24 protein-coding genes, 1 tRNA gene and 1 pseudogene are annotated in these 24,878 nt (G+C 66.2%); 8 read left to right on the top strand and 18 right to left on the bottom strand.

The window, feature by feature from the left end:
* Positions 1 to 16 precede the first annotated feature (16 nt).
* The 5 genes from ABL844_RS18620 to ABL844_RS18600 all read right to left on the bottom strand — a co-directional run bounded on the left by ABL844_RS18620 (position 17) and on the right by ABL844_RS18600 (position 3,466).
* The gene (locus ABL844_RS18620) at positions 17 to 808 is read right to left on the bottom strand and encodes a zinc-dependent peptidase (protein WP_184637333.1); all 792 of its coding nucleotides are present in this window, start codon (positions 806 to 808) and stop codon (positions 17 to 19) included.
* A 17-nt stretch (positions 809 to 825) separates the two neighbouring features.
* Positions 826 to 1,602 (bottom strand): UDP-2,3-diacylglucosamine diphosphatase, encoded by a 777-nt coding sequence (locus ABL844_RS18615; protein ID WP_418128449.1) that lies wholly within the window; start codon positions 1,600 to 1,602, stop codon positions 826 to 828.
* Between the two features lie 40 nt (positions 1,603 to 1,642).
* A complete protein-coding gene (locus ABL844_RS18610) occupies positions 1,643 to 2,155 on the bottom strand; it encodes a peptidylprolyl isomerase (RefSeq protein WP_184637337.1) in 513 nt (170 codons plus the stop codon).
* A gap of 50 nt (positions 2,156 to 2,205) precedes the next feature.
* The gene (locus ABL844_RS18605) at positions 2,206 to 2,799 is read right to left on the bottom strand and encodes a peptidylprolyl isomerase (RefSeq protein WP_126023858.1); all 594 of its coding nucleotides are present in this window, start codon (positions 2,797 to 2,799) and stop codon (positions 2,206 to 2,208) included.
* Positions 2,800 to 2,875: 76 nt separating this feature from the next.
* On the bottom strand, positions 2,876 to 3,466 hold the full coding sequence (locus tag ABL844_RS18600) for a tetratricopeptide repeat protein (protein WP_126023859.1): 591 nt from the start codon (positions 3,464 to 3,466) through the stop codon (positions 2,876 to 2,878).
* A 216-nt stretch (positions 3,467 to 3,682) separates the two neighbouring features.
* Here ABL844_RS18600 and cysS point away from each other — a divergent pair, with 216 nt between their 5' ends.
* From cysS to ABL844_RS18570, 6 genes are all read left to right on the top strand, one after another.
* The gene (gene cysS, locus ABL844_RS18595) at positions 3,683 to 5,059 is read left to right on the top strand and encodes a cysteine--tRNA ligase (RefSeq protein WP_418128448.1); all 1,377 of its coding nucleotides are present in this window, start codon (positions 3,683 to 3,685) and stop codon (positions 5,057 to 5,059) included.
* A gap of 17 nt (positions 5,060 to 5,076) precedes the next feature.
* On the top strand, positions 5,077 to 5,727 hold the full coding sequence (locus tag ABL844_RS18590; protein ID WP_176666692.1) for a DNA-3-methyladenine glycosylase family protein: 651 nt from the start codon (positions 5,077 to 5,079) through the stop codon (positions 5,725 to 5,727).
* A gap of 151 nt (positions 5,728 to 5,878) precedes the next feature.
* A complete protein-coding gene (locus tag ABL844_RS18585; protein WP_126023862.1) occupies positions 5,879 to 6,862 on the top strand; it encodes an acetyl-CoA carboxylase carboxyltransferase subunit alpha in 984 nt (327 codons plus the stop codon).
* Positions 6,863 to 6,877: 15 nt separating this feature from the next.
* A complete protein-coding gene (gene tilS / locus ABL844_RS18580) occupies positions 6,878 to 7,855 on the top strand; it encodes a tRNA lysidine(34) synthetase TilS (RefSeq protein WP_418128447.1) in 978 nt (325 codons plus the stop codon).
* Between the two features lie 55 nt (positions 7,856 to 7,910).
* The gene (locus ABL844_RS18575) at positions 7,911 to 9,179 is read left to right on the top strand and encodes an aspartate kinase (RefSeq protein WP_418128445.1); all 1,269 of its coding nucleotides are present in this window, start codon (positions 7,911 to 7,913) and stop codon (positions 9,177 to 9,179) included.
* A gap of 27 nt (positions 9,180 to 9,206) precedes the next feature.
* Positions 9,207 to 9,299 (top strand) — tRNA-Ser (locus ABL844_RS18570).
* 229 nt (positions 9,300 to 9,528) lie between these two features.
* Here ABL844_RS18570 and ABL844_RS18565 read toward each other — a convergent pair.
* From ABL844_RS18565 to ABL844_RS18515, 11 genes and pseudogenes are all read right to left on the bottom strand, one after another.
* Positions 9,529 to 9,951, bottom strand: a pseudogene (locus ABL844_RS18565) (class I tRNA ligase family protein); the annotation flags it as partial.
* Positions 9,952 to 9,998: 47 nt separating this feature from the next.
* A complete protein-coding gene (locus tag ABL844_RS18560; RefSeq protein WP_418128444.1) occupies positions 9,999 to 11,354 on the bottom strand; it encodes an MFS transporter in 1,356 nt (451 codons plus the stop codon).
* Positions 11,351 to 12,493: an acetylornithine deacetylase gene (argE, locus tag ABL844_RS18555; RefSeq protein ID WP_184637353.1), complete on the bottom strand. Its 1,143-nt coding sequence runs from the start codon at positions 12,491 to 12,493 to the stop codon at positions 11,351 to 11,353. The genes ABL844_RS18560 and argE overlap by 4 nt, the downstream gene beginning before the upstream one ends.
* Positions 12,490 to 13,596, bottom strand: coding sequence for a Leu/Phe/Val dehydrogenase (locus ABL844_RS18550; RefSeq protein WP_418128443.1), 1,107 nt, complete (start codon positions 13,594 to 13,596; stop codon positions 12,490 to 12,492). Before ABL844_RS18550 ends, argE begins: the two co-directional genes overlap by 4 nt.
* A gap of 278 nt (positions 13,597 to 13,874) precedes the next feature.
* Positions 13,875 to 14,492, bottom strand: a complete 618-nt coding sequence (locus ABL844_RS18545) for a Rieske 2Fe-2S domain-containing protein (RefSeq protein WP_418121280.1) — start codon at positions 14,490 to 14,492, stop codon at positions 13,875 to 13,877.
* A gap of 30 nt (positions 14,493 to 14,522) precedes the next feature.
* On the bottom strand, positions 14,523 to 15,248 hold the full coding sequence (locus ABL844_RS18540) for an alanyl-tRNA editing protein (protein WP_369661969.1): 726 nt from the start codon (positions 15,246 to 15,248) through the stop codon (positions 14,523 to 14,525).
* Positions 15,249 to 15,299: 51 nt separating this feature from the next.
* Positions 15,300 to 16,220 carry a DMT family transporter gene (locus ABL844_RS18535; protein ID WP_418128442.1) on the bottom strand — a complete coding sequence of 307 codons (921 nt, stop codon included), beginning with the start codon at positions 16,218 to 16,220 and terminating at the stop codon, positions 15,300 to 15,302.
* Positions 16,221 to 16,317: 97 nt separating this feature from the next.
* Entirely contained in the window at positions 16,318 to 16,623 is a 306-nt protein-coding gene (locus ABL844_RS18530; protein ID WP_418128441.1) for a DUF1330 domain-containing protein, read from the bottom strand.
* A gap of 35 nt (positions 16,624 to 16,658) precedes the next feature.
* Positions 16,659 to 17,474 carry a hypothetical protein gene (locus ABL844_RS18525; RefSeq protein ID WP_126023873.1) on the bottom strand — a complete coding sequence of 272 codons (816 nt, stop codon included), beginning with the start codon at positions 17,472 to 17,474 and terminating at the stop codon, positions 16,659 to 16,661.
* Between the two features lie 66 nt (positions 17,475 to 17,540).
* Positions 17,541 to 18,533, bottom strand: a complete 993-nt coding sequence (locus ABL844_RS18520) for a class I SAM-dependent methyltransferase (RefSeq protein WP_184637363.1) — start codon at positions 18,531 to 18,533, stop codon at positions 17,541 to 17,543.
* Positions 18,534 to 18,804: 271 nt separating this feature from the next.
* Positions 18,805 to 19,644: an AraC family transcriptional regulator gene (locus tag ABL844_RS18515; RefSeq protein ID WP_126023875.1), complete on the bottom strand. Its 840-nt coding sequence runs from the start codon at positions 19,642 to 19,644 to the stop codon at positions 18,805 to 18,807.
* A 282-nt stretch (positions 19,645 to 19,926) separates the two neighbouring features.
* On the opposite strand from ABL844_RS18515, the gene ABL844_RS18510 reads away from it, so the two are divergent.
* Positions 19,927 to 21,651: an acyl-CoA dehydrogenase family protein gene (locus tag ABL844_RS18510; RefSeq protein ID WP_418128440.1), complete on the top strand. Its 1,725-nt coding sequence runs from the start codon at positions 19,927 to 19,929 to the stop codon at positions 21,649 to 21,651.
* Here the strand turns inward: ABL844_RS18510 and ABL844_RS18505 are convergent.
* On the bottom strand, positions 21,639 to 23,582 hold the full coding sequence (locus ABL844_RS18505; protein WP_418128438.1) for an ATP-binding protein: 1,944 nt from the start codon (positions 23,580 to 23,582) through the stop codon (positions 21,639 to 21,641). The two genes, ABL844_RS18510 and ABL844_RS18505, sit on opposite strands and share 13 nt — an antisense overlap.
* 102 nt (positions 23,583 to 23,684) lie before the next feature.
* The gene (locus tag ABL844_RS18500) at positions 23,685 to 24,029 is read right to left on the bottom strand and encodes a c-type cytochrome (protein WP_418128437.1); all 345 of its coding nucleotides are present in this window, start codon (positions 24,027 to 24,029) and stop codon (positions 23,685 to 23,687) included.
* A gap of 141 nt (positions 24,030 to 24,170) precedes the next feature.
* On the opposite strand from ABL844_RS18500, the gene ABL844_RS18495 reads away from it, so the two are divergent.
* The gene (locus ABL844_RS18495; RefSeq protein WP_126023879.1) at positions 24,171 to 24,839 is read left to right on the top strand and encodes a hypothetical protein; all 669 of its coding nucleotides are present in this window, start codon (positions 24,171 to 24,173) and stop codon (positions 24,837 to 24,839) included.
* Positions 24,840 to 24,878: the final 39 nt, after the last annotated feature.

The following is a 24,878-nucleotide window of genomic DNA, read 5'->3' as shown; positions in this document are numbered from 1 at the left end:
GAGGCTGGACGTACGTTCAGGGCCTTTTAGGCAGAAAGAATTCATCGAAGATCGCGAGCACTCCGGGGAAGTCGCGCGCGAAGTTCGGGCGGTTCACGAAGTAGGCCTCGCAGGCCACCGCGAAGAACTCGCTGATCGAAGTGGCGCCGTAGGCATCGAGCCACGGCGCTTCAGTGCCGAAGCGCTCGGCCTTGATGGTCTGCTCGCGGAAGTGGTCGTACGCGGGCTGCAGGACGGCCAGCCACGCCTCACGGGCCGCGCGCGAACTGCGCTGGCCGGCGAAGCCCGGCGGCAGGGGCGGGCAGCCGTTGGCGTCGCCGCTGCGCATGTCGATCTTGTGGGCGAACTCGTGGATCACCACGTTGTAGCCGCGCTCGCTGGTGATGCTGCTGGCCAGCACGTCGTCCCAGCTCAGCATGACGGGGCCGCGCTCCATGGCCTCGCCGGCCACGACTTCGCCGTACTCGTGCACTACCTGCGCTTCGTCGATCACCTTGCGCCGCGCCACTACCTCGGAGCGGTGCACGACGATGCCGACGAAATCGTCGTACCAGTTCAGCCCGCCCTTGAGGTGCAGCACCGGCAGCACGGCCTGTGCCGCGATGGCCAGCGCCACTTCGTTGGTGATGGTGAAGCCCTTGGCGCCGTGGAATTCCTTGTCGCGCAGGAACCCGGCGGTGAGCGAGCGCAGCCGCTGCCGGTCGGCTTCGGGCAGCGCGCCGAGGAAGGCGTAGCGCCGGAGCGTGGCCTGCCACGCGGCTTCGGGGATCGGGGGCAGGGCGCGCAGGCGGCGCAGCCACTTGAACATTGCTGGCGGCGGCGCGGCTAGCGCAGGTCGACGCGCTGCGCGCCGGCAGCCGAGAGGCACAGCAACTGCGCGCGCGGCGGGTGCGCGGCGGCATCCCAGTCGCTCAGCACGATGCGGCGCAGGCCGCTGCCCAGGTCGTGGTCGGCCGGGCGGTGCGTGTGGCCGTGCACCAGCGCGTGGGCGTTGGCCTGCCGCAGCCAGTCGCGCGCGGCCGGCGTATCGACATCTGCCCAGACCATCGACGGATTGCGCTTGCGGTCTTCGCTCTGCACGCGCATGGAGCGCGCGAGCGCGCGGCGCTCTTCAAGCGGCCGGGCGAGGAACGCGGCCTGCCATTCGGGCGTGCGCACCTGCGCGCGGAATTTCAGGTACTCGGTGTCCTCGAGGCAAAGGATGTCGCCGTGGCTCAGCAGCCAGCGCTGGCCGTGCAGCACCAGCACGGTCGGGTCGTCGAGCAACGTGAGCCCGCATTGCGCGGCGAACGCGGGGCCGACGAGGAAGTCGCGGTTGCCGTGCATGAAGAACACGGGCATGCGCTGCGCGGTGCGGCGCAGGAGTTCGGCGCACTGGGCCTCGAAGCCTGGCTGTGTGGCGGAATCGTCGCCCACCCACACCTCGAACAGGTCGCCCAGGATGATGAGCGCGTCCGCCGGCGTGGTCTGCAGATAGCCCTGCCAGGTCTCGAAGGTGGCGGGTTCGCCGGCCTGCAGGTGCAGGTCGGAGATGAGGTCGACCGTGCGCCACGCGGGCGGCGCCACCAGCTCCGGGAAGGCTGGGCTCGCCGCCGTGCTCATGCTGCTGTCGCTGCCGCGAGTGCGTTGCGCCGGTTGCGGGTCATTCCGCGGTGACGACGGCCTTTTCGATCACGACGTCCTCGAGCGGAACGTCGTCATGGAAGCCCTTGCGACCGGTCTTCACGGCCTTGATCTTGTCGACCACTTCGGTGCCGGCGATGACCTTGCCGAACACTGCATAGCCCCAGCCCTGGGCCGAGGGAGCGGTGTGGTTCAGGAAGCCGTTGTCGGCCACGTTGATGAAGAACTGGGCGGTGGCCGAGTGGGGCGCGCTGGTGCGGGCCATGGCCACGGTGTAGGTGTCGTTCTTCAGGCCGTTGTTGGCTTCGTTCTGGATCTCGGCGTCGGTGGGCTTTTGCTTCATGCCGGGTTCGAAGCCCCCGCCTTGCACCATGAAGCCGGGGATCACGCGGTGGAACACCGTGTTGTCGTAGTGGCCCTTCTTCACGTACGCGACGAAGTTCTCGACCGACTTCGGCGCCTTGGCGGCGTCGAGTTCGAGCGTGATCACGCCGAGGTTCTTGATGTGCAGTTCGACTTGGGGATTGCTCATGATTGGGCTCCTGCTTGGGAAGGGAAAAACCGATTCGAAAACCGATCCGATTACTTCGCCACGACGGTGGCGGACTTGATGGTGACGGCCTCGAGCGGCACGTTCTGCATGCCGTTCTTGTTGCCGGTGGCCACCGCGCGGATCTTGTCGACCACGTCGGTGCCGGCGACGACCTTGCCGAACACGGTGTAGCCGTAGCCGTCGGGGTTGGGCGCGTTGAGCGAGTCGTTGTTCTTCACGTTGATGAAGAACTGCGAGGTCGCCGAATTGGGGTTGCCGGTGCGGGCCATGGCGATCGTGTACTTGTCGTTCTTCAGGCCGTTGCTCGCTTCCAGCGGAATGGGCGCGCGCGTGGGCTTTTGCTGCAGGTCGGCCGTGAAGCCGCCGCCCTGGATCATGAAGCCGTCGATCACGCGGTGGAACACCGTGCCGTCGTAGTGCTTGTCCTTGACGTACTGCAGGAAGTTCTCGACCGTCTTGGGTGCCTTTGCCTCGTCGAGCTCGACCACGATGTCGCCCGCCGAGGTGGCGAGCTTGACGCGCGGCGTGGCCGCTTGTGCATGGGCGCCGGCGGCGAACGCGAATGCGGCGGCCAGAACGAGGGCGCCGCGGCGGCTGAAACGGGAGAAGGAATTGATCGTCAAATGAGGCTCCGTGTGCGGATGGAGGAACGGTGCCGCGCCGTCGACACCATGGCGGTGCCGCGACAGCGGCGACAGATTATTTGCTGGCGCGGCCGACCGGCTTGCGGATGACCACAGGTGCGGCGGGCAGGGCGGCCGCCTCGGCTTCGGTCTTCGAGGTGAAGATCTGGCGGATCAGCGCGAGCTTGGGCGCGACGCTGGGGTTGGTGCTGGCGAACTGCTGGGCGCGCACGTATTCCTGCGCCGCCAGGCGGGCGTACACGTCACCGAGGTTCTCGTGCGCCGTGGCGTAGTTCGGGTTGAGCTTGATGGCCTGTTCGAGCGCGGCGCGCGCCTGGTCGAACTTGCTTTGCGACGCGTAGAGCGCGGCGAGGTTGTTGTAGGGCTCGGAGAGCTCGGGAAAGTCCTGCGTGAGCTGGGTGAAGGCGATGATGGCCTCGGCCTGCTTGTTCTGCTCGGTGAGGATCACGCCGCGCAGGAAGCGCATCTGCGGGTCGCGTGGCTTGCCGGCGATGTAGGTGTCGGCCTTGGCGAGCGCCTCGTTCGACTTGCCCTGGCGCAGCAGCGCGTTCACGTCGTCGTATTCGTTCGCATGCGCCGCGGAGCCCCAGAGGCTGAACAGCAGTGCGAAGGCAATGGAGAGTCTGGAGAAAGCGGAGTGCTTCATGAAGCCTCGACGGATTTTGGGGAGATGCGGGGAACGAACTCGGGGGCGCGGGCTTGGGGAACACCCGGACGCTACCCGATGGCGGCCGTTTATACTTGACCGGATTGTAACCGAGGGGCCATGTCGACCCCCTCGCGAACACAGTCCCAGTCACCCCTGAAAAACACCGTCTTTCGCCCGTGCCGCACGCGCGCGAAATGACGTTTTCCGAATCTCATGAGTCTGCGCATCTACAACACGCTGTCGCGTGAATTGGAGGAATTCTCCCCATTGCAACCGGGACAGGTGCGCATGTACGTCTGCGGCATGACGGTCTACGACTTCTGCCATATCGGTCACGCCCGCATGATGATGGCGTTCGACGTGGTGCAGCGCTGGCTGCGCGCCAGCGACTACGCCGTGACCTACGTGCGCAACATCACCGACATCGACGACAAGATCATCGCCCGCTCGGTGCAGCGCGGCATCACCATTCGCGAGCTGACTGACGAAGTGATCGCGGCCATGCACGAGGACATCGGCGCGCTCGGCATCGAGCCGCCCACCGTAGAGCCGCGCGCCACCGAATACGTGCCGCAGATGCTCGGCATCATCGAGAAGCTCGAGCAGAAGGGCCTGGCCTACCGCTCCGAGAACGGCGACGTGAACTACGCGGTGCGCAAGTTCCCGGGCTACGGCAAGCTCTCCGGCAAGTCGCTCGACGAACTGCATGCGGGCGAACGCGTTGCCGTGCTCGATGGCAAGCAGGACCCGCTCGACTTCGTGCTCTGGAAGGCCGCCAAGCCGACCGAGCCCGCCGACGCGAAATGGGAAAGCGCCTATGGCACCGGCCGCCCGGGCTGGCACATCGAATGCTCGGCCATGAGCTGCGCCACCCTCGGCGAGACCTTCGACATCCACGGCGGCGGTGCCGACCTGCAGTTCCCGCACCACGAGAACGAGATCGCGCAGAGCGAGGGTGCCAACGGCAAGCCGCTGTCGCGCTTCTGGGTGCACAACGGCTTCGTGCGCGTGGACAACGAGAAGATGTCCAAGAGCCTGGGCAACTTCTTCACCATCCGCGAGGTGCTGCAGAAGTACGATGCCGAGACCCTGCGTTTCTTCCTGGTGCGCACGCATTACCGCAGCGCGCTCAACTACAGCGACGCGCATCTCGACGACGCGCGCAATTCGCTCAAGCGCCTGTACACCGCGCTCGACCTGGTCGTGCCGGCCGAGGTGGCCATCGACTGGGCCCAGCCCCATGCCGCCCGCTTCAAGGCCGCCATGGACGAGGACTTCGGCACGCCGGAAGCCATTGCCGTCCTGTTCGAGCTGGCCGGGGAGGTCAACCGCACCAAGTCCGCCGAAGCCGCCGGGCTGCTGAAGGCGCTGGCGGCTTCGCTGGGCATCCTGCAGGGCGATCCGCGGGCCTTCCTGCAGGCCGGCAGCACGCTCGACGAAGCCACCATCCAGGCCAGGATCGACGCTCGCGCCGCCGCCAAGGCCGCGAAGAACTTCGCCGAAGCCGACCGCATCCGCCAGGAACTCCTCGAGCAGGGCATCGTGCTCAAGGATTCGCCCACGGGCACGACCTGGGCGGCTGCGCAGTGAACGGAACGACGAACCCCATGCCCGCCCCCAGGAAGCCCAGCGTCAAGATATACACGCCGGACTACTGGGAGGAGGCGTGCAAGCACCTCTCGCGCAAGGACCGCGTGATGAAGCGGCTGATCCCGAAGTTCGGCGACGCCTGCCTGGAGTCGCGCGGCGATGCGTTCACCACGCTCGCGCGCAGCGTGGTCGGCCAGCAGATCTCGGTCAAGGCCGCGCAGTCGGTCTGGGACAAGTTCGCCGCGCTGCCGCGCAAGCTGACGCCGGCCAACGTGCTCAAGCTCAAGGTCGACGACATGCGCGGCGCGGGGCTCTCGGCACGCAAGATCGAGTACCTCGTCGACCTGGCGCTGCATTTCGACTCGGGCCTGGTGCACGTCGATGCATGGAAGGACATGGACGACGAGCAGATCATCGAGGAACTCGTGGCCATCCGCGGCATCGGCCGATGGACGGCCGAGATGTTCCTCATCTTCCACCTCATGCGCCCGAACGTGCTGCCCGTGGACGACCTGGGGCTGCTCAACGGCATCAGCGTCAACTACTTCTCGGGCGACCCGGTCAGCCGCAGCGATGCCCGCGATGTCGCCGTGGCCTGGGCGCCTTATTGCAGCGTGGCGACTTGGTATATTTGGCGATCGCTGGATCCCGCTCCAGTAACGTATTAGCAACACCCCCAGGCTGCGCGCACTTCGTGTCGCTTCGCCAACCCCCTCAAGGGGGCAACACCTAAGGCCCGGCGAAGCCGGTTCCTTGGTGTTCCTGGAATGGATGGTGCGGTGGATGCGGGCAGCAAATTGAAATAAACAGGAGAAGACGTTGGCGAAACGAACCTTCCTCGACTTCGAGCAGCCGATTGCCGAGCTCGAAACAAAGATCGAAGAATTGCGCTATGTGCAGACCGAATCCGCGGTCGACATTTCTGAAGAGATCGATCAGCTCGGCAAGAAGAGCCAGCAGCTCACCAAGGACATCTACAGCGACCTGACGCCCTGGCAGATCACCAAGATCGCACGGCATCCGGAGCGCCCGTACACGCTGGACTACGTCAACGAGATCTTCACCGACTTCGTCGAACTGCACGGCGACCGCCATTTCTCGGACGACCTGTCGATCGTGGGCGGCCTGGCCCGCTTCAACGGCGTGCCTTGCATGGTCATCGGCCACCAGAAGGGCCGCGACACCAAGGAGCGCACCGCGCGCAACTTCGGCATGAGCAAGCCCGAGGGCTACCGCAAGGCGCTGCGCCTGATGAAGACGGCCGAGAAGTTCAAGCTGCCGGTCTTCACCTTCGTGGACACCCCCGGCGCATACCCCGGCATCGACGCCGAGGAGCGCGGCCAGTCGGAAGCCATCGGCCGCAACATCTTCGAGATGGCGCAGCTCGAGGTGCCGATCATCGTCACCATCATCGGCGAGGGCGGCTCGGGCGGCGCGCTGGCGATCTCGGTCGGTGACCAGCTGCTGATGCTGCAGTACTCCATTTATTCCGTGATCAGCCCCGAGGGCTGCGCTTCCATCCTCTGGAAGACGGGCGAGAAGGCTCAGGAAGCCGCCGACGCGCTGGGCATTACCGCGCACCGCCTCAAGGCGCTGGGCCTGGTCGACAAGATCGTGAACGAGCCCGTGGGCGGCGCGCACCGCGACCATCGCCAGATGGCTGCCTTCCTCAAGCGCGCTCTCAACGACGCCTTCCGCCAGGTCAGCGACCTCAAGCCGAAGGAACTGCTGGAGCGCCGCTACGAGCGCCTGCAGAGCTACGGCCGCTTCAACGACACCAAGGCCGACAGCAGCGGCAGGTAAATCACAGGCGCCGTCATGAACTCCGCTTTCGAACGCGCCATTGCCGCGTTCGAGCCGGCGCATTGGCCGCTGGCGGTGGGGTTCAGCGGCGGCGCCGATTCGACCGCCTTGCTGGCCGCCTGCGCAGCGCGCTGGCCGGGGCAGGTGGTCGCCTTCCATGTGCATCACGGGCTGCAGGCTGCGGCCGACGGATTCGAGCAGCATTGCCGTTCGATGTGCGAGCGCCTGGGCGTGCCGCTGGTCGTCCATCGCGTCGATGCGCGGCATGCGACGGGCGAAAGCCCTGAAGACGCCGCCCGCCGGGCCCGCTACGCGGCATTCGCCGAGATGGCGCGTGCGGACGAGGCCAGGGGAGCGATCAGGTCCGTCGTGCTGGGGCACCACGCCGACGACCAGGTCGAGACCCTGCTGCTGGCGTTGTCGCGCGGTGCGGGGCTGCCGGGGCTGGCGGCCATGCCGGCGCATGCGCAGCGCAACGGGCTCGACATCTACCGTCCGCTGCTCGCGGTGGCGGGCGCCGAGGTCCGCGAATGGCTGGCCGGCCGCGAGCTGCCGTGGATCGAGGACCCGACCAACGAGGACGCGCGCTACACCCGCAACAGGATCCGCTCCGTGCTGCTGCCCGCTGTGGAGCAGGCCTTTCCGCAGTTCCGCTCCACCTTCGCGCGCAGCGTAGGCCACGCCGCGCAGGCTCAGCAGCTGCTGAACGAGCTGGCGGCGCAGGACCTGGAAAGCGTGGGCAGCCCGCCGCGCATCGCCACGCTGCAGGCACTGTCGCGCGCGCGCCAGGCCAATGTGCTGCGCCACTGGCTGATGCGCTCGCACGGCTGCGGGCCCAGCGCGGCGCAGTTGGAACAGCTGCTCGATCAGGTCCGTGCCTGCACCACGCGCGGCCATCGCATCCACCTCAAGGTGGGCGCCGGTTTCGTCGAACGCAGGGGCGACTTGCTGCATTGGTACAATGTTGCGCCCTCGCCGAAGACTTCGCTCTGACCGCTTGCAGGGCGCCGCCCATCAAGCGGCCCTTTCCTTTTCTCTGATTTCACCCATGGCATTGATCGTTCACAAATACGGCGGTACGTCGATGGGCTCGACCGAGCGCATCAAGAATGTCGCCAAGCGTGTCGCCAAGTGGGCGCGCGCAGGCCACCAGATGATCGTGGTTCCGAGTGCCATGAGCGGCGAGACCAACCGCCTGCTCGGCCTGGCCAAGGAACTGGCGCCCAGCAAACCCGGCGTGGCCCACAACCGCGAGCTCGACATGCTGGCCTCCACAGGCGAGCAGGCTTCGTCGGCACTGCTGGCCATCGCGCTGCAGGCCGAGGGCGTCGAGTCCGTGAGCTACGCGGGCTGGCAGGTTTCGGTGCGCACCGACAACTCCTACACCAAGGCCCGCATCGAGAGCATCGACAGCGAGCGCGTCATGTCCGACCTCAATGCCGGCAGGGTGGTGGTCATCACCGGCTTCCAGGGCGTGGACGACGACGGCAACATCACCACGCTGGGCCGCGGCGGCAGCGACACCTCGGCCGTGGCCATTGCAGCGGCGATGAAGGCCAACGAGTGCCTGATCTACACCGACGTGGACGGCGTCTACACGACCGACCCGCGCGTCGAGCCCGATGCGCGCCGCCTGACGACCGTGAGCTTCGAGGAAATGCTCGAAATGGCGAGCCTGGGCTCCAAGGTGCTGCAGATCCGCTCGGTGGAATTCGCCGGCAAGTACAAGGTGCCGCTGCGTGTGCTTTCGAGCTTCACGCCGTGGGACATCGACATCAATGAAGAGGCCAAGTCCGGCACGCTGATCACTTTCGAGGAAGACGAAAACATGGAACAAGCCGTCGTATCCGGCATCGCTTTCAACCGCGACGAAGCCAAGATCTCGGTGCTCGGCGTGCCCGACAAGCCGGGCATCGCGTATCACATCCTCGGTGCGGTGGCCGACGCCAACATCGAAGTCGACGTGATCATCCAGAACCTCAGCAAGGACGGAAAGACCGACTTCAGCTTCACCGTTCACCGCAACGAGTACGCGAAGACGATCGACCTGCTGCAGTCGAAGGTGATGCCCTCGCTGGGCGCGACCGAAGTGGTCGGCGATACCAAGATCTGCAAGGTCAGCATCGTGGGCATCGGCATGCGCAGCCACGTGGGCGTGGCGAGCAAGATGTTCCGCGTGCTGGCCGAAGAAGGTATCAACATCCAGATGATCTCGACGAGCGAAATCAAGACTTCGGTCGTGATCGACGAAAAATATATGGAATTGGCAGTGCGCGCACTGCACAAAGCCTTCGATCTGGATCAGCCGGGCGCCTAAGTAGTGGCATAATCTCAGCTTCTTTCAGGAACTGTGACCGAGTGGCCGAAGGTGCTCCCCTGCTAAGGGAGTATGGGGTGTAGAGCCTCATCGAGGGTTCGAATCCCTCCGGTTCCGCCAAGATGCGACCCCTGTAGCTCTCCAGCTACAGGGGTTTTTTCTTTGCCGGCTCCATCCGGCGACGGAGCCATCAGGCGCCGTGCAGTTCGGGAAGTCCGGCGAGCACTGTCCGGCATCGCTCGCAGAGCATTCCTTGCTCGCCTTCTTCGTCCACCACGGTGGCGTCGTGCCGCCAGCACCTCCTGCAGCGCAGGAACGAGGTCTGCCTGACCCTCACGTCGACCTTGCTGCCGACCCTCAGGACCTTCTTCTGGCTCAGCGTCTGCTGCATGGCGTAGTCGCGGCACAGCTTCTGCACCTGCTCGGTCGGCAGGCCCCGGCCGTTCATCTGCTCGATGCGGTGCTCGATGGGCATGCCGTGGCAATCCCAGCCCGGAATCCATTGCGAGTCGAAGCCGTCGAAGAAGCGGCTCTTGAAGACCATGTCCTTGAGCACCTTGTTCACCGCGTGCCCGATATGGATGTCGCCGTTCGCGTACGGCGGGCCGTCGTGCAGCACGAACGGCGGGCGCCCGGCGGCCGTTTCGCGCATCCGCCCGTAGATGCGCTGCTGCGCCCAGCGCTCGACCAGTGCGGGCTCGCGCTTCGGCAGGTCGCCCTTCATCGGGAACGGTGTCTTCAGCAGGTTCAGGGTGTCTTTCAGGTCTGGCATGCGGTGTTTTCTTTTTTCGGGAGAGCGGTCGGTTGCGTTGTTGTCGGTCAGTCCCTGTTGCGCAAGGCCGAGCCGGCCGCCAGCAGCGCGACGAGGCTGGCCGCCGCCGCGAACACCACGTACCAGGCGGGAGCGAGCGGATTCCCCGTCCGCGCGATCAGCGCCGTTGCAATGAAGGGCGCGAAGCCCCCGAAGATCGTGACAGCGAAGTTGTAGGCAATGGAAAGACCCGTGGACCGCACCTGCGGCGGATAGAGCTCGGCCATGGCAGCGGGCGCGGGCCCGGTGAAGCCGGCGATCAGCACCGCGAAGACGAGCAGCACGATGGTCAGCGTCGACGGGTTGGGCACGGCCGTGAGAAGCCACAGCGCCGGATAGGCCAGCACCAGGATCGCGGTGGCGAAGCCGATCAGCAGCGGCCTGCGCCCGATGCGATCCGACAGCGCGCCGAAGAAGGGCGCCAGCACCACCAGCACCATCAGCCCCGCGCCATTGGCCCACAGCGACACGCTCTGCGGCAGCTTCAGCGTGCGCACCGCATACGTCGGCATGTAGACCAGGAAGAAGTACGTGCAGACCGTCCACACGATGGTCACGCCGAAGCCGGCGATGATTTCCCTGCGATAGGACCCCAGCGCCTGCCTGAGGGGCGAAGCCTGCTGGCCGGCCGCCGTGGCCTGCCGGAAGCTCTCGGGCTCCTGCGTGCGGGTGCGGATGTACCAGCCCACCGGCCCGATGATCAGCCCGAACAGGAAGGGCACGCGCCACCCCCATGCCTGGAGCTGCTCCGGCGTGAGCACATCGGTCAGCGTCGCGCCGAAGACCGAGCCCAGCAGCAGCGCGCCGGCCTGGCTCGCCTGCTGCCAGCTCGCGAAGTAGCCTCGTCGGCCCTTGGGCGCGTGCTCGACCAGGAAGGCCGTCGCGCCGCCGACCTCGCCGCCGGCGGAGAAGCCCTGTATCAGCCGCGCCAGCACGATCCAGGCGGGCGCCCAGAGGCCCGCGTCGGCATACGTCGGCGCGAAGCCGATCATGGCCGTGCCCAGCGCCATCAGCATGATCGTGGTGGACAGCGCCGCCTTGCGCCCGCGCGAGTCGCCGAGCGCGCCCAGGACCACCGCGCCGACCGGCCGCATCACGAAACCCACGCCGAAGGTCGCTACCGTCAGCAGAAGCGAGGAGGTCTCGTCGCCTGTGGGAAAGAAGAGGCGCGAGATCGTGAGCGCGAAGAAGCCGTAGACCGCGAAGTCGAACCACTCCAGCGTGTTGCCGATGACGGCGGCGAGGATTGTGCGGCGCGTCGCATCCTGTGTTCGTACGGCCTGCACGGGAACTTCGTGGGAAGAGGAAAGGGGAGCGAGGTTGCTCGTGGCGTCCGCCAGCGCGGCAGCGTCAATGTTTTTCATGCTGTCTTGAGAGTTGGAGTCGTTGAACGGGTGGCGGACCTGGAAAGGGCCCAAGCGCCGGCCGATTGCATGAAGCGGTCGGCCGCCTGCAGCTGGCTTGCGGCGATCCATTCGTCGGGCTGGTGCGCCTGCGCGATGGAGCCGGGGCCGCAGACCACCGTCGAAATGCCGACCTGCTGGAAGAAGCCGGCCTCGGTGCCGAAGGGCAGTTCCGCCTCGGGCCAGAGCGCGCCGAGTTCGCGTGCCACGGAGACGGCCGTGTCGTTGTCGCGCGCCGAAAGCGCCGGCACGCCGGCAACCTGGCTGGCTTCGACGGTCACGCCGGCGGGGAGGTCGGCCAGCGCATCGCGGACCGCGTCGCGCACGAGCCGGGCCGTGGCCTCGTCCTGCGGCCGGAACTCCCACAGCACCTCGCAGCAGCCCGGCACGATGTTGATCGCGGTGCCGCCGTTGATCTGGCCGATGTTGATGGTGGCCTCGCCGCCGCGCCCCGCAAGGTTGCGCCGAAGCCCGGCGAGCCGGGTGACGAGATAGGCCGCGGGCTCGATCGCGCTGGCGCCCAGCGACGGGTCGCTCGAATGCGCGGGCAGCCCGGTGAAGAGCGCACGGTGCCCGAAGAAGCCGCGATGCCGCACGCCGACGCGCATCTCGGTCGGCTCGCCGACGATGGCCAGCGCGGGTTCTTCCACCTGCGCCTTCAGTCGCTCCACCAACTGCGGAACGCCCAGGCAGCCGATCTCCTCGTCATAGGAAAAGGCCAGGTGGATCGGCCGGCGCAGCGGCTGCCGCCGCCACGAGGGCACGGCCGACAGGCACGCGGCGATGAAGCCCTTCATGTCCGCCGCGCCGCGCCCGTGCAGGCGGCCGTTGCGCTCGACCAGCGTGAAGGGGCTGGCGCTCCAGTTCTGGCCGGTCACGGGCACCACGTCGCTGTGCCCCGAGAGCACCATGCCGCCGGCGGTGTCGGGGCCGATGCTGGCCAGCAGGTTGGCCTTGCGCCTGTCTTCGCTGTGCACGAGCTGCACCTTCACGCCGTGCCCCGCGAGGTAGTCGGCGATCCAGTGGATCAGCTCGAGGTTGGAACGATGCGAGGTCGTGTCGAATGCCACCAGGGCGCGCAGGATGTCGATGGTGTTCATGCGACGCGCTCGGCAAGGGGCCGCTCGTTTGTGTTGCCGGTGCCTGTGGCGGTGCCGCCCGGCTTGCCGCTGCCGCCCAGCCGCTCCTGCACGAGCCGCATCGCGGCCGCCTGGGTCGGCGTACCCTCGCGGTCGGCCAGCTCGAAGATGCGGCGCAGCGTGGCGCCGATGCCTTCCACCTGCGAATCCACCTTCGCGCGGTTGAAGCCTTCGTGCTCCGACGCCACGCGGATCAGGCCGCCCGCGTTGATGACGAAATCCGGCGCGTAGAGGATCTCCCTCTCGCGCAGCTGCCGGCCGTGCTCGTCGCGCGCGAGCTGGTTGTTCGCGCCGCCCGCGATCACGCGAAAGCGCATCTGCGGCAGTGTCTTGTCGTTGACGACGGCGCCCATCGCGCAGGGAGCGAACACATCGGCCTGCACGGCGTAGATCGCATCGGGCTCGACGATCTTGGCGCCGAACTCGGCTGCGGCCTTGCCCGCGAGTACCGGATCGATGTCGCACACCACCAGGTGCGCTCCTGCCTCGGCGAGCAGCCGGCACAGGCTCCAGCCGACGTTGCCCAGGCCCTGCACGGCCACCGTCAGCCCGCGCAGGTCGCGGCCCAGCCGGTGCGCGACGCCGGCCACGATGCCGTGGTAGACCCCCAGCGCCGTGGTCGGCGATGGGTCGCCGGTGCCGCCCAGTGCCTCCGGCAGGCCGACCACATGCCGCGTGCTCTGCCGTACCCAGGCGAAGTCGTCGACCGTGGTGCCGACATCTTCGGCCGTGATGTAGCGCCCGCCCAGGCGGTTGACCGCCACGCCCATCGCCCGCAGCAGGTCGGGCGTCTTGCTCTTGCGCGGATCGCCGAGGATCACCGACTTGCCGCCGCCCAGGCCCAGCCCCGCGGCAGCGGCCTTGAAGGTCATGCCACGCGAGAGCCGGAGCACATCGCGCAGGGCGGAAGCCTCGTCGGCGTACGGATACATCCGGCAGCCGCCCAGCGCGGGGCCGAGCTTGGTGCTGTGGACGGCGATGATGGCCCGGAGCCCGACCCGGTCATCGGATATGAAGACGACCTGTTCGTGGTCCGCGAAAGACTCGGTGGAGAAGACTGTCATCTGGTTCTTTTTTCGAGTTCGGGTGAACGAGTGCGGAGCTGCTTCGAACTGTGGAAGGCCGCCTTGTCAATGCCTGCAAGAGGAAGCTAGGTAAAGCAGCAGGCGGCGCAGGTATAGAAGCAGCTCCACCGGATGGACATCGGGCTGCGAGCCGCATAGCGGCAGGACTTCAGTGCTTGCCTGGCGGAATGATTGCGTCATGTTTTGGCCTCGCTTTGAGGTCAAGCATGACAGGGAGAGTCGCCGTGATATTGGCGAAAATTTCTGGCGGAGAAAATTCAGGCGCCAGAGGAGAGAAGGGCGTCCGGAATTCCGCCGAAGGCCATCTCCTTGAGAAGTCTGTGCAGCTCGTTAAGCGCGAGCTCTTTCTGTGAATCGCCCAGAGGTTCGATTGAAAGTTTGAAGATCGATACTGCGCCATCCAGCGGTGATGTCCCCTCCGAAGAGGGAATGGAAGGCATCCAGGTCTCGTCCTCGGGAATCAGGCAGGTCCAGATAAGCCCATGCCGCTCGACCGCCGGAAACGCCGTGATCCTGAAGCAATCCGCCGTCTTGGGCGCGAGCTTCTCCGGCACCAGCCGGCATTGCCCATCGGAGCCGAAGCGCAGGCCGTGGTAGGCGCAGACCAGCTCTTCTCCCTCGATGCGCCCGCTGCTCAGCGGCAGCCCGCGGTGCGGGCACATGTCGCGGCCGATGCGCATGCCGTCGGGCATGCGGTAGACGGCGAGCCGCAGGTTCAGCAGCACGACCTGCCTCGGCTTCGCAAGCGGATCGTCGGCGCGCACGAGCGGAAACCACTGCCGCGCGAGCACGGGCCAGTCCTGCTGCGCGTAGCTGCAGCCGGAAGGCAGGAAGCCCTCGGGCAAGGGACGTGGAAGAGCCGCTTCGACCGTCATGTCTTGCCTTCCTCGGTGTGCTGGATCGGTCTACTTGACCAGCCCGATCCGGATCCTCCGGTTGTGCTGTCCCTTGTTCTCGATCTTCATGATGCGCAGCGGCGCCGACTGTGAAGTCTTCGAAAGATGGGTGCCGCCGCAGGCCTGCCGGTCGAGGCCCACGATCTCGATGATGCGGGTGGTGCCGTCGTCCTGGGCCGGCGGCGCGACCGAGCGGCTGCGCAGCACGCCGGGTTCGCGCGCGAGCGCGGCCGAATCGAGATACACCGCGTTCACCTGCAGCCCGTCGGAGATCAGGCTGTTGAGTTCGGGCTCGAGCTTGCGCAGCTCGTTGTTGTCGACCGTGGGCAGGTCGAAGTCGATGCGGGCCGTGCCGTCGGCCGCCATCTGCACGCCGGTGACCAGGGAGCCTTCGAAGCGCTGGTAGACCAGGGCGTTCAGGATGTGCAGGCCGGTGTGCAGCTGGCACATCATCGAGCGGAAATCCTGGTCGACGCTGGCGATGACCTTGTCGCCCGGCACCTTGCCGATGTCCGCCTCGTCGAAGTAGTGCCAGGCGTTCCTGCCCTCCATCTCGATGCGGTCGATCCTGAGCTGGCTGCCGTTCCAATGCAGCGTGCCGCGATCCGCCAGCTGCCCGCCGCCGCCCGGATAGAAGTAGGACTTGTCGAGAAGAACTGCATTCGGCCGGCGCGCGATGACGTCGGCCTCGAATTCGAAGCGCTCGGGTTCGATGTGGCAGAGATACGGAGACATGTATTCCTCGGGTTGTGCGGGATGCTTGATTTCTTGCGGGTTGCTTCTTGCTCAGGAAAAACGCCTGGCCGTCACGATGCCGGCCAGGATGACCACGGCCCCGACGAATTCGGTGGCGCTCAGGTACTCGTGGAACAGGTACGCGCCGAACACGGTCGCGATGACGGGCTGTATCAGCAGGGTGATCGACGACATGGCCGCCGGCAGCTTGGCCAGCGCATAGGCGATGAGGCCCTGGCCGCCCACGTGCGACACCACCGCCAGCGCCACCAGCATCAGCACGCCATGCATCGTGTGCGGCACCAGCGACTCGCCGCGCAGCAGCGTGATGGGCAGAAGGATGATGAACGTGCCCACGCTGCTCCAGGCCATGACGGTCATGGTGCGGTAGTTGGAGCGCACGAGGCTCACCGCCAGCAGGTAGGAGCCGTAGAACACGGCGGTCAGCAGGCCGAGCAGGTTGCCGGCCATGTAGTTCGAGCCGAAGTCGAGCCGGTGGCCTATGAGGATGAACGCGCCGGTCAGCGCGAACAGCATGCCGAACAGGAAGCCCCGCTTGAACCTCTTTCCGAGAAAGATGTTGGAGCCGAGCACCACGAAGATGGGAGCGAGATTCGCGAGCAGGTTGGAGTTGGCCAGCGTGGTCAGCGTCATCGACCAGTGATAGAGCGCGAGGTTGCCCGAGAAGATGAAGCCCACGAGGATGAGCTTGAAGGGAATGCGCGGCGTGGGTTGCTGGCCGGCTTGCTGTGCCCCCCCGGTTACCGGCTCGGACCTCGCCGCGAGCATGTCGAGCAGGAAGAAGATCGGGATTGCCAGCGCAACCCTGTAGACGGCGCTCGCGGTCGGCGGTAGCTCGCTGTGGCGCAGGAAAACGCCGCCCAGCGCCAGCGCCGCCGCGCCCAGTAGTAGCGCGACGAATGAGAAGAAGCTGCTCTTCGAAGCAGCCGGCAGGGCAATGGTTGTCGTCATGTTCGGTATGACACGACCGAGTCTCCATCGGTCGTATCGGGCGATTTGTTGTGAATGAATCTTCAGGAAGAGGACGTGGTGCCGAAGATCTGCCCGGCTAGGCCGGCGGCTCCTCGAACCCCTCGATCACCATGAGCTGCATGTCGACCGCGGCGTCCTTTCGCAACCCTCTTGCGTGGGTGTATTCGGGCGACTCGTAGAACTTCCTCGCCGCGTCCGCGGTCTTGAACTCCACGAGAACCACTCGCCTGTTGTCGTGAGCGCCTTCCAGGTGCATGCGCTCGCCTCCCCGCGTCAGGAACCTGCCGCCGAACTTCTCGACGATGCCGGGCGTGAGTTGCTTGTATTGGTTGTACTGGTCCGGATTCACGATGGACATCCGGCCGATCAGATAGGCGACCATCTGGCGTTCCCGTGGAGGCTCGGCCGCTCGTGCCGTCAGACGTAGGCGACCTTCTTCTGCGTCGCGACGCCGGATTGCAGCAGCGCCGCGTCCAGCACGTCCCACAGGCCGGTCAGCGAGTCGAGGAAGTCGTCCGCGCCTTCGATGACGAGGTGGGCGTATTCCGTCTTCAGCGCCAGCTCGACCGCGGTGCGCGCGTTCTGCTCGTGATGCTGTTCGGCGCCGACTTCGCCCCAGTGTTCCAGCAGGTAGTGCATCTCGGGCTTCTCCAGGTCGGCGTTGTAGATGCCGCTGTCGACCAGGCAGTACTTCTCGCCCGGAATCAGCTGCTGGTTGGAGATCATCTCGAGCGCCAGCGTGGTGCCCAGGTTGCGGTAGGTGTTCTCGATGTCCGTCAGCTTGCGGTGATCGAAAACGCCGATGGCCTTGCGCACCTGCGTGGTCAGGCCGGTCTCCATGTCGTAGCCGGGCAGGGAGCCGAGCAGTTGGTCGGAGAAGGCCTTGAGCTTCGCCTCGACCTTCTCCTGGTTGTAGAGATCGGCGAACACCGGCGCCTCGGCCGACTGGTTGACGATGAAGCCCGCCATCGTCGCGAGTTCGGGGCCGTGGCCCGATTCGCTCTCGACGATCTCCTCGAGCAGCTCGCTCTGCTTGTGCAGGCCGTGCTTCTTCAGCGCGTCGGGAAAGCTCCAGCCCGGACGCGTCGAGGCGCAGAAGCTCTGGATCTGGTGGAACAGGGCACCGACGACGGGTGGTTCCGGTTCCACCCTTGCCCAATTCTTGAAAATCGGGTGTGAATAGCACCGGTGACTTTTGACTCTATCAACCAGATCGGAAATGGTTACGCTCATTTCTTGCTCCTAATCACAGTGGGTTGAAAAAATGCCAAGGGGAGAATTCGATTAACGGTGGTGTGCTTACTTGCTTGCCATCAACATGCGCCCTCCAGGGTGGTCGAGTACCTCGATCCGCACGTTCGAGAATCCCGCGCGGAAAAGCTTTTCGGTCCATTCCTCCTCGCTCAGGAGCCTCCTGGACATGAAATGGTTGTGCAGGTGGTTGAATGCCGCGGCGAACGGTTTTTCCCAATTCGACTGGGCCACCGGAATTGCGTCGACGATGATCAGCGTGCCCTTGATCGCGTGGGTGCAGCAGGCGCGCAGCAATGCGTCGAGCGTTTCCTCTTCCGCCGGAAGAAGGTCGTGCATCACGAAGCCCGCGTGGATGATGTCGGCGTCCTTGATCAGCGACGCGTCTTCCACCAGCACCTGGATGGGGGCCGTCACGAACTTGAGCCGGTCGCTCATGCCGGCCTCGGAGGCTGCGTTCACGGCCTGCTCGGTGGCCGATGCGCTCAGGTCGATGCCCACGCCGGTGGAGCCCGGGATCTTGCGCAGCATGCGGATCAGGAAGCCGCCGGAGCCCGATCCAAGATCCACGATTTTCCTTGGTGCCATCGCGACGATGGCGTTCTCGGGCTGCGGATAGAAGGACTTCTCGCCCATCCACTTCGAGGTGCGCGCCACCAGCCCGCCGCTGCGCGGGTACTTGGCCTGCGCCTCCTCGTTGTGCTCCGAGAACTCCTTCGCGTTGTTGATCAGGGGCGCGCAGGCGCGCAGTGCCCACGAGAGGTAGCCGACCTCGTTGATCAGCTCCTCGAAGTTGCTGCCGACCTTGTAGGTGGCAGGAGCCGTGGGACTCAGCACTTCGATGATTCCCGCCTTGCTCAGGGAGTCGAGATAGGCGGAGATCACCGACTCCTTTATTCCGCAGGATCGCGACGCCGCCGCGGCGTCCACGACCTCCGAATTCTGGAGAAATTCGATGACTCCGTACTCCGCACCGATTTCGAGCAGGATTGCGGAGCCTGCGAGGGAAGAGCCAGTAATACCGCGATCAACGTTTTGCATGGGGCACCTGTTTGTTAAACGCCATTGAAAACCAACTGATTACTTCGCAACAGCCGAGGCCATTTGGTTGCACGATAGACAGCGTGCAGAAGGCCGTATTGGTAAAAATTGCGGCGCCGGGTGATTGCGGCAAAAAGAGATTCGGCCGAATTCAGAAGAAGGTTTCTATTGCGGCGCGCACGCGGCAAGGCCGGCCCCGCGCGGTGCATTCCGCGCGAGCCGGCGAGAAAAAAAGATGCGGAAAGAAGCGCCCGGAAAGAGCGCCGGCGCGTCAGTTGATCCGTGCGCGGACGTACTGGAGCGGCGTCATCCCGAAGGTGCGCTTGAAATGCCGGGTGAGGGCGCTCTGGTCGTAGAAGCCGCTCGCCACGGCGGCCTCGATGAGCGGCCTGCCCGCGGTGAGATGGCTGATCGCCGCCCTGAGCCGCAGCTGCGTGAGGTACATGTGCGGCGTCAGGCCGATCGCGCGGTTGAACGCACCGATCAGCTGGAAGGGCGTGAGGTCCGCGGCCTCGGCCATCGCTTCCAGCGTCAGCCGTTCGGCGAAGGCATCGCGCAGCAACTCCAGCACAGGCGCGAGCACGCTGGTGTCGGCGGGCACCGGCAGCACGCGGTGCCCCTGCTGCGCATGCCGCTGGAAGAGCGTGCCGAAGGTGTGCACGAAGAGCTCCTGCTGCCGCAGCGGATCGCACTGGCCGCCGTCCTCATCGAAGGCGCGATGCAGTTCGAGGAAGCAGCCGATCAGTTCCTCGTCGCAATAGACGTTCGAGTCGAAGTAGCGGGCCTGGTCCATGCCCAACGTCGTCATCAGGTGCCGGATGCCCGGGTCGGCCAGGTAGAAGGAGCGGTAGCGCCATCGCGGGCTGCCGCCCATGCGCCCCGAGTGCGGCTCGGCCGGGTTGAAGACCAGCAGCGCCTGCTGGTGTGCCGCGCCGGTGCGGCCGCGGCTCTTGAACTCCGCGCCGCCGACTTCGGTGACGGCGATCACGAAGGAGTGGTGCACGTGAGGCGCGTACTCGTGCGTGGTGAAGTCCGCGTGCAGCATGTCCATGCCCGGCAGGCCGGGCGCATGCCAGTAGCGCGACGTGTTCAGAGGGTCCAGCTTGGCCAACGAAAACCTCCGTTTGCATCGGCGATTGCCACGCATCCATCCAGCGTCGTCCGACCGATCGATGGCACCTGAATGGTGAGCAAGGCCGCCTTGTTCCGGTGATTACAGCGCGATCTTGGTGGAAGCGGGAAGCCTCCGGCCTCGATGTCCCGGTCAAGCAAAGGCTGTGCCATTCGGCGGCTCACGAAAGGGCCCCGGGAAAGATCAGGTTCACGAACGGCGAGGAATGATTCACCATGCTCCGCGGCGCAGCCACCTTGCCGCCACTCATTGGAGACCTTCATGAACATGCCTCTCGAGAGCACCGAACTGGCGTTCCAGTTTTCGCTCGCCAATGGCGTCGAAACGGGCGTCGAAACGCACAAGGTATTCAACCAGGCCGAGCCATGCATCGGCCACAACGCATTCACCGGCGACGTGGCGCTACGGGAGCTCGTCGAGCGTCATGCACCGTGGAGCATTCCGCATGCGACGGCCCTCGGTGCACTCGCAGGCGACGAGCAGGTGCAGGACCTCGCGCGACTGGCCAACGAGCACAACCCGCAGTTGCGCACGCACGACCGCTTCGGCAACCGGCTCGACTGGGTCGAGTTCCATCCCGCATGGCACCAGCTCATGAGCCTGGCCTTTGCGCATGGCGTGCCCGGCCTTGCGTGGACCACCAGCGAAGGCTCGGGCCACTTCGCGCGGGCTGTGCTCAGCTACCTGTGGAACCAGGTCGAGAACGGCACCGGCTGCCCCACCGGCATGGCGTACGCCGCGTGTGCCGGCTTCGAAGGCAGGCCCGAGTTCGCGCAGTGGAGAGAGAAGACGCTCTCCGGCAAGTACGACCCGCGACGCCTGCCCCTTTCACAGAAGACGGGCGCGGTGATCGGCTACGCCATGACCGAGAAGCAGGGCGGTTCCGACCTGCGCCAGACGCAGACCACCGCCACCTTCGTCGGAACCGAGAAGAACGGCGTGCAGGTCTACAGCATCACCGGCCACAAGTGGTTCTTCTCGGTGCCCACCTCCGACGGCTTCTACACGCTGGCCCAGACGAAGTCGGGCGTGAGCTGCCTCTTCGTGCCGCGCTTTTTGCCCGACGGCAGCGCCAACCGCGTCGCGGTACAGCGCCTGAAGGACAAGTGCGGCAACCGCTCCAACGCATCGAGCGAGGTCGAGTTCAACAGGACCTGGGCGATGCTGGTGGGCGAGGAGGGCCGCGGCATCCGCGAGATCCTCTCGCACGCGCATCTGACGCGGCTGGACTTCGCGGTCGGCTCGGCCGGCCTGATGCGGCAGGCGCTGACGCTGGCGATCGGCCACGCATCGACGCGCGACGGCTTCGGCCGCCGCATGGCCGACCTGCCCATGCAGACCAACGTGCTGGCGGACCTCGCACTCGAAAGCGAAGCCGCGATGCTCTCGGCGATGCGCGTGGCGCGCGCGACCGACGGCATGGTGACTGACGAACGTGAGCGGCTTCTGGCGCGCGTGGCGACGCCGGTGGTGAAGTACTGGAACTGCCAACGCGCAACGTACTTCGTCTACGAGGCGCTGCAGGTCCATGGCGGCAACGGCTTCATCATGGAGAACCCCATCGCGCGCCTGTACCGCGAAGCGCCGCTCAATTCGATCTGGGAAGGCACGACGAACATGATGTGCATGGACGTGGTGCGCGCGCTCGGGCGCGAGAAGGGCTCGCTCGAAGTCTTCCTCGACGAGGTCTCGGTGCCGGAAGCGGCGGGCAATGCGGCGCACGCGAAGTTCATCGCGAGCCTGCGTGACGACTTTGCTGCGGGTGCGATCGATGAAGGCAACTCGCGCGCGATCGTGACGCGCATGGCGCTCGCGCTGCAGGCGAGCGAGATGTGCAAGCACAGCGATGGCGCGATCGTGCAGCGCTTCATCGAATCGCGCCTTGGTGGTCGGCACGCTGGAGTGATGGGCACTCTGGCCGCCGGAGCGGATCTGCGCGGGATCGTCTCGCGCGCGGAAGTCGCTGCCGTCCGTCAGGCCGCCTGAGCTTGCCGCCGCAGCGGCAGCCACAGCACGAAGCGCGTTCCCGTCGAGAGCGCTTCCCAGCTCACGGTGCCGTGGATCGAGCGCGCGCGCCGGCGCTGGTTCTGCAGGCCCCGGCCCGATGACGAGGCCATGGCCTTGTCTACGTCGAAGCCCTGTCCGTTGTCCTCGATGGTCACGCGCACGCCCGCGCCGTCGAGCGAGGTTCCGACGCGGATCTCTGTCGCGCGCGTGTGGCGAAGGATGTTCGAGATGCTCTCCTGCACGATGCGCAGGATGTGCAGCGCGCTCGACGGGTCCAGCCACTCCAGCGCGGGCAGCTCCTGCACTTCCCAGCGCAGCGAGACGCCGGTGCCTTCGAGGCGCGGTTCGAGCCGGTAGCGCAGGGTGGCCAGCAGCAGGAGCAGGTCGGCCTCGATGGGCTCCAGCGAATCGAGCGTGAGCTTCAGGTCGTCCAGGCAGCTCTTGAGGATCTGCGAGACCCTGTCGTCGCTCATGCCGCCGCCCTCGACCGAGCGGATGGCGCTGATCAGAGAGGAGCCCAGCCCGTCGTGCATGTCCTGCATCAGCCGCTGGCGCTCGTCGCTGATGGTCTGCAGGCGCTCGACTTCGCGCAGGCGGCGGTGGCTGAGTTCGAGCTCGGCCTCGCGCGCCTGCAGGCGGTGCGCGAGGCTCGCGTTGAGCTCCTCGACTTCGCCGATGGCGTGCACGTAGCGGCGGTACATCAGCACGCCGAACACGCTGAAGGTGACGGCGTTGGTGTACGCGCCGAGATACCAGCCTTCGGGGCTGATGAAGTTGTTCTGCAGCAGCCAGTCGGTCACGCCGAGCAGCACGCAGATGCCGATGCCGACCGCCACCAGCCGGCCCTCGTGGGAGCGGCGCCATGCGCTGACGCCGCCTACGAGGCACACGGCGGTGCCCATCATCGCGGCCACCGCGTAGATCAGCGGCGTGACCTGCGGCGTGTTCTGCACGATGGCGAGGCCGGGGATCGTGACGATGCCGATGGCCGCCGTCGTCGCGACCACGCCGCGGGTAAGCCACACGAGCTGCCGCCCATGCAGCTGGCGCAGGAAGAAGTGCACGACCATCACCAGCCAGAAGAGCGAGTTGACGGTCAGCCACGCGAACCAGTCGTTGAGCACCGGCAGGCTCACGTAGAAGTGCAGCCCCCGCATGAAGGAAGTGGCCGAGAGATTGAAGAAGAGCAGGTAGCCGGTCTCGTCGCGGCGCCTGAACCAGACGAAGAGGGCGAACACGCCCACCGCCATGAAGGCCGCGCCCAGCATCGCGGGCAGTTCCTGCTGCAGCCACTGGCGCATGCCGTGGCGGCCCCTGAGCGCATCGACCGGGCCGATCCACAGCGAGGACAGCGCCACCTGGGCGCTGCGCGTGTGCTCCAGGCGCAGGAGGATCTCGGCGGGCGGGGCGTTGCCGGCGGCGCCGTGGTCGTCGAGCGGCACCCACAGCGGCGTGCGGGTGCTGTTCCACAGCGGGCCCGACTGCTGCGCGCGATGGACGAGGTGGCCGTCGGCATAGACGGCGATGGTGCCGTCGGTCTTGATGCGCGCGCCGTACAGCGCCAGCGGGCCGGAACTGGCCGGCAGGCCGCGGGTGCCGAGCCTGATCCAGGTGGTGCGGGTGGTGCTGGTGGAAGTGTTTTCGGCCTGGCTCAAAAGCGCGATGGGCAGGGCCAGCGGCAGCTCGACCTTCTTCCAGTCATGCGGCAGGGCGCTGCCGTCCTGCCTGAGGGGCGGCGAGGTGTAGCCCGACGCGTCCTCGACCTGCCAGTCGGCGTGCGTCATGTGCAGCAGCGCGTCGGTCTGCCGCACGCCGGTTGCCCCGACCAGGTAGGCGCCGATGATGCCCAGCAGTGCGATCGAGAGAACGAGCACCACGTTGGCGAAGAAGGGTGCGGGGCGGTAGTTCAAGGGATGCTGGAAAGTGCCGCGGCCGAAGCCGGCGTGGAGGTTTATGTAACCTATTTTCTCACTTTGTTACCGATCGGGCGAGGCCGCACCCCCTGATGGGCCTCAGCGCGGTGTGGGCTGCGACAGGATCCACTGCGACAGCAGCTGCGCATCGGCCTGCGAGACCTGGGGCTGCCTGGGCATGATCACGCGGCCCCAGGTGCCCACGCTGCCGTCGCGGATCTTTCCGGCCAGCCGGGCGGCCGCCTCGGCGTCGCCTCGATAGCGCTCGGCAATCTGCGCGAAACCCGGGCCGACCTGCTTGTGCACCAGGCCGTGGCAGGCCATGCAGGCGTTCCTGCGGGCCAGGTCGGCGGGCGTCTGCGCCGCGGCACAAAGGGAGTGAACGGCCATCACGCAGCCGGTGAGGAAAGGGAGAAGGAGCTTGCCGGGAGTCTGGATCGTCATTTGTGGGAGGTGCCTGTGCCAAGCATCGTCGCATGCCGCTTCCATGGGGCCGGCCGTCGTGCATTCACGACAAGACGATTCAAGAGTAACTATATGTATGGTTAAATCCGCGCAACTATCGCGAAGAAGACGAGGGATTGCATGAAGCTGTTGCTGAGCATTGCGTTTGCCGCCGTGGCCCTGGCCGGTTGCGCCAGCGCTCCGACCACCCCCACCGAACCCGGAACGGGCAGGGGCACCTCCTATGTGCCGATGGTGGCCATGGAAGGCGTGGACAAGGTGCGCTACGACAACGACGTGGCCGAGTGCCGCACCGCCGCCAACCGCATCACCGCACGCAGCGAAACCGGCGACGCCATGTGGGGCGCGCTGGGCCTGGGCCTGATCACCGTGCACGGGCAGGGCATCGTCGCCGCGGCTTCGTACACCGGCATCACCGCGGCCATCATCGACTGGAACGGCCGTCCCAGCTCGGAGCTGATCGCCGAGCACCAGCAGATCGCCATCGTGCATTGCATGGCCAAGCGCGGTTACCGCAACCTCGACCCGAACGTGCGCGACACCTTCTACGGCAACACCTTCGACCCGGGCGTGATCGTCAAGCCGCGCCGCACCGGCGTCGACACCTACAACGTCGAAACGCTGGCCAAGGCCGGCCGCTGCAACCTGCAGCCGCGCGCCGAGCTCACGGCCAAGGGCCCCGGCTACGAAACCTACAACGTGCCTTGCGACAACGGCGGAACCTGGGCGGTGCGCTGCGAGTTCGGCAAGTGCCGCGTGCTGGCGCAGGCGGCAATGCGCCGGTCCTGAAATCCTGCGGCTTGATGAAGAAACGGGCCCGCGATGCGG

This window comes from Variovorax sp. 278MFTsu5.1 (assembly GCF_048305045.1).
GTDB lineage: Bacteria > Pseudomonadota > Gammaproteobacteria > Burkholderiales > Burkholderiaceae_C > Variovorax > Variovorax guangxiensis.
Note: the sequence above shows the minus strand (reverse complement) of the source record. Positions and strands in the feature narration are given on the sequence as shown.

What these genes read in the sequence shown, in the direction of transcription:
- ABL844_RS18520 (WP_184637363.1), bottom strand. Translation starts at nt 18,533, where the DNA reads ATGCAAAACGTTGATCGCGGTATTACTGGCTCTTCCCTCGCAGGCTCC.
- ABL844_RS18545 (WP_418121280.1), bottom strand. Translation starts at nt 14,492, where the DNA reads ATGACGGTCGAAGCGGCTCTTCCACGTCCCTTGCCCGAGGGCTTCCTG.
- ABL844_RS18610 (WP_184637337.1), bottom strand. Translation starts at nt 2,155, where the DNA reads ATGAGCAATCCCCAAGTCGAACTGCACATCAAGAACCTCGGCGTGATC.
- ABL844_RS18535 (WP_418128442.1), bottom strand. Translation starts at nt 16,220, where the DNA reads ATGACGACAACCATTGCCCTGCCGGCTGCTTCGAAGAGCAGCTTCTTC.
- ABL844_RS18550 (WP_418128443.1), bottom strand. Translation starts at nt 13,596, where the DNA reads ATGACAGTCTTCTCCACCGAGTCTTTCGCGGACCACGAACAGGTCGTC.
- ABL844_RS18500 (WP_418128437.1), bottom strand. Translation starts at nt 24,029, where the DNA reads ATGACGATCCAGACTCCCGGCAAGCTCCTTCTCCCTTTCCTCACCGGC.
- ABL844_RS18525 (WP_126023873.1), bottom strand. Translation starts at nt 17,474, where the DNA reads ATGAGCGTAACCATTTCCGATCTGGTTGATAGAGTCAAAAGTCACCGG.
- ABL844_RS18615 (WP_418128449.1), bottom strand. Translation starts at nt 1,602, where the DNA reads ATGAGCACGGCGGCGAGCCCAGCCTTCCCGGAGCTGGTGGCGCCGCCC.
- ABL844_RS18575 (WP_418128445.1), top strand. Translation starts at nt 7,911, where the DNA reads ATGGCATTGATCGTTCACAAATACGGCGGTACGTCGATGGGCTCGACC.
- cysS (WP_418128448.1), top strand. Translation starts at nt 3,683, where the DNA reads ATGAGTCTGCGCATCTACAACACGCTGTCGCGTGAATTGGAGGAATTC.
- ABL844_RS18600 (WP_126023859.1), bottom strand. Translation starts at nt 3,466, where the DNA reads ATGAAGCACTCCGCTTTCTCCAGACTCTCCATTGCCTTCGCACTGCTG.
- tilS (WP_418128447.1), top strand. Translation starts at nt 6,878, where the DNA reads ATGAACTCCGCTTTCGAACGCGCCATTGCCGCGTTCGAGCCGGCGCAT.
- argE (WP_184637353.1), bottom strand. Translation starts at nt 12,493, where the DNA reads ATGAACACCATCGACATCCTGCGCGCCCTGGTGGCATTCGACACGACC.
- ABL844_RS18530 (WP_418128441.1), bottom strand. Translation starts at nt 16,623, where the DNA reads ATGGTCGCCTATCTGATCGGCCGGATGTCCATCGTGAATCCGGACCAG.
- ABL844_RS18540 (WP_369661969.1), bottom strand. Translation starts at nt 15,248, where the DNA reads ATGTCTCCGTATCTCTGCCACATCGAACCCGAGCGCTTCGAATTCGAG.
- ABL844_RS18620 (WP_184637333.1), bottom strand. Translation starts at nt 808, where the DNA reads ATGTTCAAGTGGCTGCGCCGCCTGCGCGCCCTGCCCCCGATCCCCGAA.
- ABL844_RS18590 (WP_176666692.1), top strand. Translation starts at nt 5,077, where the DNA reads ATGCCCGCCCCCAGGAAGCCCAGCGTCAAGATATACACGCCGGACTAC.
- ABL844_RS18495 (WP_126023879.1), top strand. Translation starts at nt 24,171, where the DNA reads ATGAAGCTGTTGCTGAGCATTGCGTTTGCCGCCGTGGCCCTGGCCGGT.
- ABL844_RS18510 (WP_418128440.1), top strand. Translation starts at nt 19,927, where the DNA reads ATGAACATGCCTCTCGAGAGCACCGAACTGGCGTTCCAGTTTTCGCTC.
- ABL844_RS18560 (WP_418128444.1), bottom strand. Translation starts at nt 11,354, where the DNA reads ATGAAAAACATTGACGCTGCCGCGCTGGCGGACGCCACGAGCAACCTC.